At 56.0% G+C, this 9,612-nt stretch carries 10 protein-coding genes and 2 pseudogenes; 4 read left to right on the forward strand and 8 right to left on the reverse strand.

From position 1 onward, the window contains the following. A pseudogene (locus AC16KF_RS08850) lies at positions 1–264 on the reverse strand (stage 0 sporulation protein); the annotation flags it as partial. A gap of 199 nt (positions 265–463) precedes the next feature. Between AC16KF_RS08850 and AC16KF_RS08855 the strand changes: the two are divergent. The 3 genes from AC16KF_RS08855 (at position 464) to AC16KF_RS08865 (ending at position 2,392) form a co-directional block, all read left to right on the forward strand. After that, a complete protein-coding gene (locus AC16KF_RS08855; RefSeq protein WP_484036948.1) occupies positions 464–871 on the forward strand; it encodes an ester cyclase in 408 nt (135 codons plus the stop codon). A gap of 127 nt (positions 872–998) precedes the next feature. Further along, positions 999–1,433, forward strand: a complete 435-nt coding sequence (locus tag AC16KF_RS08860; RefSeq protein WP_484036949.1) for a LysM peptidoglycan-binding domain-containing protein — start codon at positions 999–1,001, stop codon at positions 1,431–1,433. A 155-nt stretch (positions 1,434–1,588) separates the two neighbouring features. Then, positions 1,589–2,392, forward strand: coding sequence for a hypothetical protein (locus AC16KF_RS08865; RefSeq protein WP_484036950.1), 804 nt, complete (start codon positions 1,589–1,591; stop codon positions 2,390–2,392). A gap of 239 nt (positions 2,393–2,631) precedes the next feature. Here AC16KF_RS08865 and AC16KF_RS08870 read toward each other — a convergent pair whose 3' ends face one another. The 7 genes and pseudogenes from AC16KF_RS08870 to AC16KF_RS08900 all read right to left on the reverse strand — a co-directional run bounded on the left by AC16KF_RS08870 (position 2,632) and on the right by AC16KF_RS08900 (position 8,779). Next, positions 2,632–3,708 (reverse strand): Mrp/NBP35 family ATP-binding protein, encoded by a 1,077-nt coding sequence (locus tag AC16KF_RS08870; RefSeq protein WP_484036951.1) that lies wholly within the window; start codon positions 3,706–3,708, stop codon positions 2,632–2,634. A 79-nt stretch (positions 3,709–3,787) separates the two neighbouring features. Continuing rightward, positions 3,788–4,462, reverse strand: a complete 675-nt coding sequence (locus AC16KF_RS08875; RefSeq protein ID WP_484036952.1) for a 4Fe-4S binding protein — start codon at positions 4,460–4,462, stop codon at positions 3,788–3,790. A 121-nt stretch (positions 4,463–4,583) separates the two neighbouring features. Continuing rightward, the gene (locus AC16KF_RS08880) at positions 4,584–5,660 is read right to left on the reverse strand and encodes an NADH-quinone oxidoreductase subunit D (RefSeq protein WP_484036956.1); all 1,077 of its coding nucleotides are present in this window, start codon (positions 5,658–5,660) and stop codon (positions 4,584–4,586) included. Between the two features lie 237 nt (positions 5,661–5,897). After that, positions 5,898–6,323, reverse strand: a pseudogene (locus AC16KF_RS08885) (NADH-quinone oxidoreductase subunit C); the annotation flags it as partial. A gap of 111 nt (positions 6,324–6,434) precedes the next feature. Beyond that, entirely contained in the window at positions 6,435–7,064 is a 630-nt protein-coding gene (locus AC16KF_RS08890) for an NADH-quinone oxidoreductase subunit B (RefSeq protein WP_484036953.1), read from the reverse strand. Then, on the reverse strand, positions 7,054–7,302 hold the full coding sequence (gene iscX, locus AC16KF_RS08895) for a Fe-S cluster assembly protein IscX (protein ID WP_484036954.1): 249 nt from the start codon (positions 7,300–7,302) through the stop codon (positions 7,054–7,056). The genes AC16KF_RS08890 and iscX overlap by 11 nt, the downstream gene beginning before the upstream one ends. A 4-nt stretch (positions 7,303–7,306) precedes the next feature. Next, the gene (locus tag AC16KF_RS08900; RefSeq protein WP_484036957.1) at positions 7,307–8,779 is read right to left on the reverse strand and encodes an aldehyde dehydrogenase family protein; all 1,473 of its coding nucleotides are present in this window, start codon (positions 8,777–8,779) and stop codon (positions 7,307–7,309) included. 115 nt (positions 8,780–8,894) lie between these two features. Here AC16KF_RS08900 and AC16KF_RS08905 point away from each other — a divergent pair, with 115 nt between their 5' ends. Continuing rightward, positions 8,895–9,479: a helix-turn-helix transcriptional regulator gene (locus AC16KF_RS08905; protein ID WP_484036955.1), complete on the forward strand. Its 585-nt coding sequence runs from the start codon at positions 8,895–8,897 to the stop codon at positions 9,477–9,479. The last annotated feature ends 133 nt before the right edge of the window (positions 9,480–9,612 follow it).

The following is a 9,612-nucleotide window of genomic DNA, read 5'->3' on the forward strand; positions in this document are numbered from 1 at the left end:
GATCATCGCTTCGGTCTGTTTGGATTGCCACGACTGGAGCAGGAGCAGGTCGCGCGGGGTGGCGCGCCTCTCCACGGACCTCCAGCCGCCTTCCGGTTTGGGAGGCGTTTCCTTCTCCACGCGGATGACCTCGCCGAGGTGTTTGCCGCGCGAGGTATCCACGATCACGTGTTCGCCGATCTGCACGTCCGGTACGGACGTTGTGTCAAAATGATAGATTTTGCCCACTTTGGTAAAGCGGACTCCGATAATTTGTGTTTGCATAGTCGGAATTATACCGTAAGCAAGTTTTAAAGGCTGTTCCCTTCGTAACGCGAGATTTACCTCGCGTTTTAGGCTGTCAATGTCGCGTCATATACGCCGCCTTGACTTCGACTTCGGAATATCAGGATCTACTCCCGTGAAAAAAATTTCAATGGTAGCATTGAGAACGCTGGACATAAATCATAAATTCGGAGAATGTATGTCTGAACAGAACAAGGCGGCGATCCGCCGCTTTTATGAGGAACTGGTCAACGAAAGGAAGCTCGACCTTGCCGACGAAATGATCCTTGATAATGTTGACGATCATGCCGCGCGGGGGGCGGGGTTGGAGAATTTCAAGAAGTTGTACGCCGTCATGCTGCGAATTTTCCCGGACATCCAAGCCAAAATCGAGGATTTGATCGCCGAGGGCGACAAGGTTGTGGCGCGGGTGGAGTTTACAGCCACCCAGTCCGGCTCGTTTCGCGGATTTCCGCCTGTCAACCGCTGTGTGACCTTTACCGGCGTGGATATTTTCCGCTTCCAGGGCGGGAAGATCGCGGAGAGGTGGGCGCAGCGCGATTTTCTCGGAATGCTTGAGAAGTTGGGGCATGTGACGAAGAGGTAGGTTCGGCAGGCTGGGGACTGCCTCATTCAAAAACATGCCAAAGGTCATGCTTGAAATTTGACACCGAAGTTTGTACACTGGGGTTGTAAGTAGTGTTCACACGTCAATTTCTAAGGAGGCGGTTTCTATGAACGGCAAACGTATTGTTCAAATTTTGATGGTTGTTGCCCTGCTGGTTGCGTCCTTCTCGACCGTGACCCGCGCGCAGGCTTGGTCTTCTTGTCCAAGCACGTACTACGTCCAGCCGGGTGACTGGCTCGCCAAAATTGCCCGGAACTGTGGGGTGTCGCTCTCGTCGCTGGTCGCGGCGAACCCTTGGGTAAATTACTCGTACTACATTTACCCCGGGCAGGTGTTATCTATCCCCGGCGGATACGATCCAGTTTCGTATTACTGCGGACCCGGGTACAACGCATACGGCAGTTACTACGTGGTATGCCGGGGCGATACGCTGGGCGGGATCGCCATGTACTACGGCGTGACGGTCAGTCACTTGCAATGGAGGAACGGCATCCCGAATGCAAACTACATCTACGCGGGCCAAGTGATCTACATTTACTGACCTGTTGCCAACCGGAACATTCAAAAGCGCGGATCAAAACGGTCTGCGCTTTTTGTACTATTTACCCATACCGGCGCGGATGTTTTGTGGGATAATTTCCCTGGCAATTTTGTGATATCCGCTTTTGTTGTGGTTATGAGGAGAATTTTGTAGTTATGCAAACCCAAAGACAACAGGGTTTTGCCATTCCCGTTGTTGTAATGTTCGTATGTCTGTTGGCATTCGGCATTCCATACCTTGTTGCGGGCGGCCGGGATGCCCATTCCGATGTTGTGCTGGCGCCCCGCCAATCTCCCACGCCTACGCCGCTCGACCGAATTTTAACCCAGCAAGCGTTTGCCAACCTTTTCATTACGCCCACTTCAGACTCGTTTTTCAAAATTTTAGTGACGGGTCCTTCCGTCACGCCCGGGGCAGGATCGCTAACCCCGGCCAGCGGATTCGCCTCACCCACGCCTGCGGTTGTTCCGCCAATTTTCGCCTTCCTTACTCGGGTAAGCAATGGGGGTGGCTTATTGGAAAGCCCGACGAGCCAGCCGCCGACCTCTACGTCGTTCCCTACAAAGACGCCATTGCCGACCAATACACTGGTCCCAACGAATACACAAGTCCCCACTGCGACCAACTCGCCTGTTCCAACCAACACGGCGGCGCCAACCGAAACATACACACCCGCCCCAACCGATACGGATGTTCCGCCGACACAGACCAACACGCCGATACCGACAGATACCTCCGCGCCCGCAACGAATACCCCCGAACCTCCCCCAACGGATACTCCGGTGCCCCCGCCAACGGATACGCCTGAGCCTCCACCCACAGACACACCAGAGCCTCCGCCTACCGACACGCCGGTTCCCGGTGGAAATGGGAGTAGTGGAGTCTTCTTGTTTGGATTGATCTTTCTCCTCCCCTTTGCGGCGGTTTTATTGCCGGGGATCCTTCCAAACCAAAAATAATGAGTTTAGGACTTACGCAATTGAACCCGTTGCGCCGTAGTTGCACTGCGGCGGCGGCAGTACAACTGCCCACCAACTGCGTCAGTCCTGGAGTTATAACTTACCTTGCGCAGAACACCCCGAAGGTTCTCGTGAATCGGGTTTGGTTGTTTATCCAAACCTTCGGGAAGGCGTCGTAACATCAGTGAGACGCCATAAAAGACCTGACGCTGCGTCAGGTCTTTTGTGGCGTGGATACGTCACTCAATAATATTTATCGGCACATCATTCTTTGCGCCTAGCGCCGCCACGCTGACCTTTGCCGCCAGGCTTTCCGCGATCTCGCGCAGGGCTTTTGCCACCGGCGAATCGGGATGCGACACGATGATCGGTCTGCCCGTATCGCCTCCAATGCGGACGTTCTGATCCATAGGGATTTTGCCGAGGAACGGCGTGCCGGTCATTTGCGCGAGGTGTTCGCCGCCGCCTGTGCCGAAGATGTCCATGTGTGTGCCGTCGGGCAGTTCGAGGTAGGACATGTTTTCAACAATGCCGAGAATCGGAACTTCGAGAGTCTTGAACATGTTGAGTCCGCGCCCCGCGTCTTCAAGCGAAACAAGTTGTGGGAGTGTGACGATCACCGCGCCGCTGAGGGGGAGAGATTGCGCCAGCGACAACGACGCGTCGCCGGTGCCGGGGGGTAGGTCGACAATTAGGTAATCCAGTTCGCCCCATTCCACATCGCCCAAAAATTGACGGATCGCCGAGTTGAGCATCGGTCCGCGCCAGATGAGGGGTTGACCGGGCTTGACGAGCAACCCCATCGAGATCATTTTCACGCCGTACGCTTCGGCAGGGATGAGGCGTTGTCCCTGCGGGGGAGGCAGTTTTTCCACGCCGAGCATGGTAGGGGTGTTGGGTCCGTAGATATCCGCATCCATGAGACCGACGCGCGCGCCGCTTTGCGCGAGAGCCACCGCAATGTTGACCGCGACTGTCGATTTGCCGACGCCTCCCTTGCCTGAACCAACCGCAATGGCGTTGCGAATCGGGGTTTTGACCAGTCCGCGCATACGCCCATCGTTCGGCACATCCGAATCCATTTTCACGGCGACCGACTTCACCCCGTCGATTTTCATCACGGCATCTTTTGAATCTTTTTCGATCTTCCCGCGGAACGGGCAGGCGGGCGTGGTGAGCATCACGGTGAATGTTACGTCGCCGCCGTTGATCTCGATGTTCCTCACCATGTTGAGGGAGACGAGGTCTTGTCCGAGGTCGGGTTCTTGCACGCCGCTGAGGGCATGGAGGATTGCGTCTTGTGTAATTGATGTCATTTGGTTTCCTTTGAGGGTTGTAGACACGTATACACGTACACATGTACACGCGTGTCTACCTGTCTACTTGTTTACGTGTCTACGCTGATGATGATGACGCCGCTTCTGCTCCAGCAGGCTTCGCGGCTTGTGCCGCCGCAGTTGCCGCTCGCGCCGCTTCTTTGGCTTTCTTCGCTTCCGCTTCCGCAATGCGCGCGGCTTCCTCGCGCTCATAATTCAACGGGCGGATGCTTTTGTAATACTCGCTCGACTTGAGCAGTTTTTCCATGTTGTACACATTGCGCCCGTACGAAGCGATCTCGAAATCGTGATCCATCTTGATCGCGTCGAAGGGACAATATTCGGCGCAGAAGCCGCAGTTCATGCAGATGTCCGCGTCGATGTAGAACTCGGTCGGTTCGGGGATGGGGCGTCCAGTCTGCGGGTCGTTCGAGCGGACGATCCAGATACACTGCGGCGGGCAGACCTTCGCGCAGATGCCGCACGAGGTGCAAAGGACTTCGCGTTTGCCGTCGGGCAGTTCATTGTAGACAAGGAACGGCAGAAAACGCGCCTCTTCGGGCTGGATCAATTTTTCTTCCGGGTATTGAACCGTGAAGATGCCTTTCTGATCTTTGCTCGAGCGGTGCTTCACGCCTTCTTCGGTGTAATAGCGTTTTTTGCCGCGCAAGACCCACGCGATATCTTCGGTGTATGTTTCCCAGAATCGTTTTGCGGTGACGCCGAGACCTTTGAGTATTCCTTTTCCGTACATACTGAGTTCTCCTTTATCGAAGACCTTTCACCACGAAGGACGCAAAGCCCGCACAGGGGAAAACGGACACGCTTTCATCGGCTCACTCCTTCGTGACCGTGGTGTGCTTTGCGGTAATGTTTTAGCGGTCGCATTCGCCCATCACCATATCGAACATGGCGAGCAGGACCACGAAGTCCGCGATCTTGGTGCCGATCGAAATTTTCTCCAGCGCGGTGACGTTGACGAATGACGCGGGGCGCACATGATAACGCCATGGATTCGGCTTGCCGTTCGAGACGACGTAGTAGCCGAGTTCGCCCTTCGGCGATTCGACTCGTCCGTACGCTTCGCCGGCCGGTACGCGGACCTGATACTGCGGTTTCTGCGAGTTGATCGGTCCCTGTGGGATCTGTTTGATGGCTTGGTCCAAGATCCGCAGGGATTGGCGAATCTCGTCGATGCGGATGAGGTAGTTGTCCATCAGGTCGCCGTTGTAGCGCACCGCCACGTCGAAGTCGAAGCGGTCGTAGATCCCGTAGGGGTCGGCGCGGCGGATGTCGTAGGGCACCCCAGCCGCGCGCAGGACAGGACCCGTGATCGAGTAGGCGATGGCGTCCTCCGCGTTGATCATCCGCACGCCCTTCATGCGCGAGAGCAACACTTCGTTCTCGGTCAACATGCGGTCGAGTTCGTCGGTCTTGTATTGCAGGCGGTCGTAAACCAGATCTTTGATCTTCGGCATCACGTCGTCGGGGATGTCTCGCACCACGCCGCCGAAGCGGAAGTAGTTGCACATCATGCGCGCGCCGGAGATGGCTTCGAAGATGTCGAGGATGAGTTCGCGTTCCTCGAAGGCATACAGCGAGGGCGTGTACATCGCGCCGAGGTCGTTGAGCAATGTGCCGATGAAGACGAGGTGGTTTTGAATGCGGCTCAACTCGGAGACGATCACGCGGATGTATTCGGCGCGTTCGGCGACGGGGATCTTCATCAGTTTTTCGACGGCGAGGGCGTAGCCGAAGTTGTTGGTCATCGAGTTGAAGTAATCGAGGCGGTCGGTGAATGGCATGTTCAGCAGGAATGTGTTGCGTTCGCCGATCTTGTCGTGGTTGCGATGCAGATAGCCCAGCACGGGTTTGAGCCCGGCGATCGTTTCGCCGTCGAGGGTCATCACTGCGCGGAAGACGCCGTGCGTGGAGGGGTGGTGCGGTCCCATGTTGATGACGATACGGTCGGTGTTGAGTCCGTCCTCTTGTTTCACCGTGTAACGCGCCAACGCGCCGTAGAGCAACGCGTCGCCTTCGGGAATCCATTTTTCGGGGTCGAAGTTTTGCGGGAAGGCGAGGTTATCCTTGAACGGATTTTTATCCTCCGCCATGTAGAACTGCCCATCGGGCCAACGGCTTTTGAACGGCTTGGTATCTTCCTCGTAGAAGCCCTCTTTCCAATCTTTGCGAAGCGGGTGACCTTCGAATCCTTCCCACATCAAAATGCGGCGCAGGTCGGGGTGACCGGTGAATTTGATCCCGAGCAGATCCCATGCTTCGCGCTCTTGCAAGTCTACGCCGGGATACAGGTGGATCAATGATGGGACTTCCACCGGGTCTGTTCGCGGGACTTGGACTTTGTACACTAAGCCGGGTCCACCGGTGGTGCGGTAGGCATGATAGACGACTTCCATTTTGTCGGGCGGATAGTCCACGCCGGTGACGGCGGTCATCAAGTCGAAGCCGAATTCGTCGCGGACGGCGGTGGCAACTTCGATGAGCGAATCTTTTTCGACGATGAAGCCGGAGTAGCCGGGGCGCGCGTCGGCTTGGACCATGCCGGGGAATCGGGCGACCAGATCGACCGTCGAGGTGGAGGCGGGGGCGGTCATTGAGTCCTCCTATGCGTCGTGAGGCGTGGGGCGCGTCTTCCTGCGTACCGGTCTACTTGTGTGCGTGTTTCCGCGCTTGGTACTGCGTATGGCATGAAGAGCAGGCTCATCTCATCCCTCCTTCACAGCCGCGGCGGATTTTATTTCCGCGTTGCGGCGCGGGTCGATCAGGTCGGGACCGAGGATCGGGACCGGCACGTAATTGGGGTCTTTTGTTTTACGTCGGTACCACGAGACTTGCTTAATGGACTGCTTGTCGATTTTTTCCTGCAGTTTGATCAGCCCGGCGATCAACGCTTGCGGAGTGGGGGGACAGCCGGGGATGTAGACGTCGACGGGCAGAAATTTATCGATACCCGCGACGACGTTGTATCCCTCTTTGAAGGGCCCGCCGCCGGACGCGCACGCGCCCATCGCCACCACGTATTTGGGTTCGGGCATTTGGTTGTAGAGGCGGATGATGGCGGGCACCATTTTCTTTGTGACGGTTCCCGAAACGAGCAACATGTCGGCTTGGCGCGGCGTGGGACGCATAACCTCCATCCCGAAACGCGCCATATCGTAGCGCGCGGTCTGCGCGGCGATCATTTCGATGGCGCAACATGCGAGACCGAACATGAGGGGCCACACCGACGAGCGGCGACCCCAGTTGTAGAGTCGGTCGAGCGTGGTCACCGCGATGGCGTGTTGCAGGTCTTCTGGAATTTCGTATTGAGGCAGGCTTAACGGTTCATTGTCCATGCAGATGCTCCTCGAACCAGTCTTGATAGATGGCGTACAAAATTTCGTCGTTGGCTAGCGCGGGATCGTCGTCGAACTCAGGCAGGGCGAGCGTCCAATCGTGGATTTGTTTCAATGTCACGTCTTCGATGTTCACATCGGGATACTTGCGCTTCAGCGTGAGGGCGATTGCGAAGGTTGATTCCCAATTGAGGACGGTATCGTTCATGAGAATTGGAGAATTAGAGAATTGCGTCAATTCTCTACTCCTCTCTATTATCGATCTGCGCTCTCTGCAATTTTCCCGAATAATCCACGTAAATGGATTTCCACTCGGTGAAGACTTCGAGCGCGGCTTGTCCCGCCTCGCGGTGACCGTTGCCCGTGCCGCGCACGCCGCCGAACGGGAATTGGATCTCCGCGCCTGTGGTGCCGTGATTGATGTAGACCAAGCCCGTGAAAATATCGCGCATGGCAGTAAAGGCGCGGTTGACATCCTGCGTGAAGATCGAAGTGGACAAACCGTATTTGGAACGGTTGTTGACTTCGATTGCCTCTTCGAGCGAGTCCACTTCGATGATGGAAAGCACGGGACCGAAAATTTCTTCTGCTTCGAGCATGGAGCCTGGTTTGACTCCGTCGAACAACGTTGGATTGTAGAAAAATCCTTTGCCGCCCACGTCCGCCACCGACGCGCCGACCAGCACCCGCGCTTCTTTCGCGCCCGCTTGCACCATGCTGTGAATTCGTTCGAGCGCGACTTTGTTGATGACGGGACCGACGTCCACTTTTGAGTCGAGTCCATCGCCGAGTTTGAGTTTCTTTGTGCGTTCGGTCAGCGCTTCTTTGAGTTTGCCCGCGATTCCCTTTTGGACGATCAAGCGGCTTGCGGCTGTGCAACGCTGACCCGTTGTGCCGAACGCCGCCCAGAGACTGGCATCCACAACCAGATCGAGATTCGCGTCGTCCATCACGATGATGGCGTTCTTGCCGCCCATTTCGAGCGATAACTTTTTATTGAGTTTGCCCGCCGCCTCCGCGATGGAGCGACCTGTCGTCGTCGAGCCAGTGAACGAAAGCACACGCACGTCGGGATGATCCACGAGCGCCTTCGCCACGTCCGCGCCTGATGCCATGAGCAGGTTGAACACGCCAGCGGGGATCCCTGCTTCTTCGAATACCTTTACGAACGCGGCAGAGACAGCGGGAGTCTCGGGCGAAGGTTTCCAAATGATGGTGTTGCCCGCAACCAACGCGGGGAAAATTTTCCATGATGGCACAGCGATAGGAAAATTCCAAGGAGTTATCAAACCAACAACTCCAGAAGGGTCGCGGACTGCCATGCCGAATTTGTTCATCATTTCTACGGGCGCGGTGTAGCCGAGCAAGCGGCGTCCCTCGCCGCCCATGAAGTACGCCATGTCAATCGCTTCTTGCACATCGCCGCGCGCTTCGGCAATCACTTTGCCCATATCGCGCGTGAGCAATTGCGAGAGTTCTTCTTTTTTCTGTTTGAGGATGTCGCCGACTTTGAAGAGCAGTTCTCCGCGCAGTGGGGCGGGGGTAAGCCGCCACGCATTGAACGCGTTCTTCGCCGCGCTCACCGCCGCGTCCACATCGGAGATTTCGGCTTGCGCGATCTTCGCTACAACCTCTTCGTTCGCCGGGTTGATTGTTTGAAACGCGCTTTTCCCCTCGACCCACTTGCCGTTGATATAGTTTTGAAATTCCATGATCGAACCTAAATATTGAGATTTGATTTCACGGCGATTATAACGCTTGAATGAAGTTCGTCAACAAATTTATGTAAAGATATTTTTCCATAAATAAGAAGGTGAGTATAATCACACAATGCCTGTGACAACCGTCCGACGCAAAATATTGGCTTACATGACGAAATACCGGACTTCGTCTGCGCGAGAGATTTCACGCGGATTGAAGATGTCTGCCGCGACGGTGCGACATCACTTACGCATCCTTCTTTCGGACGGGCGGCTTGAGTCGGCTTCGGTACGCCTCCGCGCCGCCCGCGGCAGACCGGAGAAGGTGTATTCGATCCCGCTGGCGGCGCTGGGCGATAATTTGTCCGCGTTGAGCGAGGCTCTATTGGCGGAGACAGGCAGAACCGTCGGAATCGAAGCGCTGGCGAAGCGCCTGGCTGGCGAATCAGATTTCGCGAGTCAACCCATTGCTCGGCGATTGAATCTTGTCGTTGAGAAGTTGAATCAAATGAATTATCACGCGCGTTGGGAGGCGGGCTCGGATGGTCCGCGCGCGATCCTTGGTCACTGCCCGTATGCGGCGATTGTCGCAAGGCATCCTGAATTGTGCAAGATGGACGCGCTCCTGTTGGAAAAAATGATGGGCGCCTCGGCGGAGCCGTTGACAACGATCAGGGAGGGAAGTTCGAGTTGTGTGTTCGCGATGAGAAGATAACGATCAACCTGGGGTTGTCTAAAAAGGGGAAGAACAAGTTGAGAAAACGGCGTAAACGGAGCAAGAGACAAAAAAACTGGCGGTCATTGGATCGCCAGTTTTCGTAAATTGTGCGCCATGCACACCAGACCCC

The organism is Candidatus Defluviilinea gracilis, assembly GCF_057138825.1.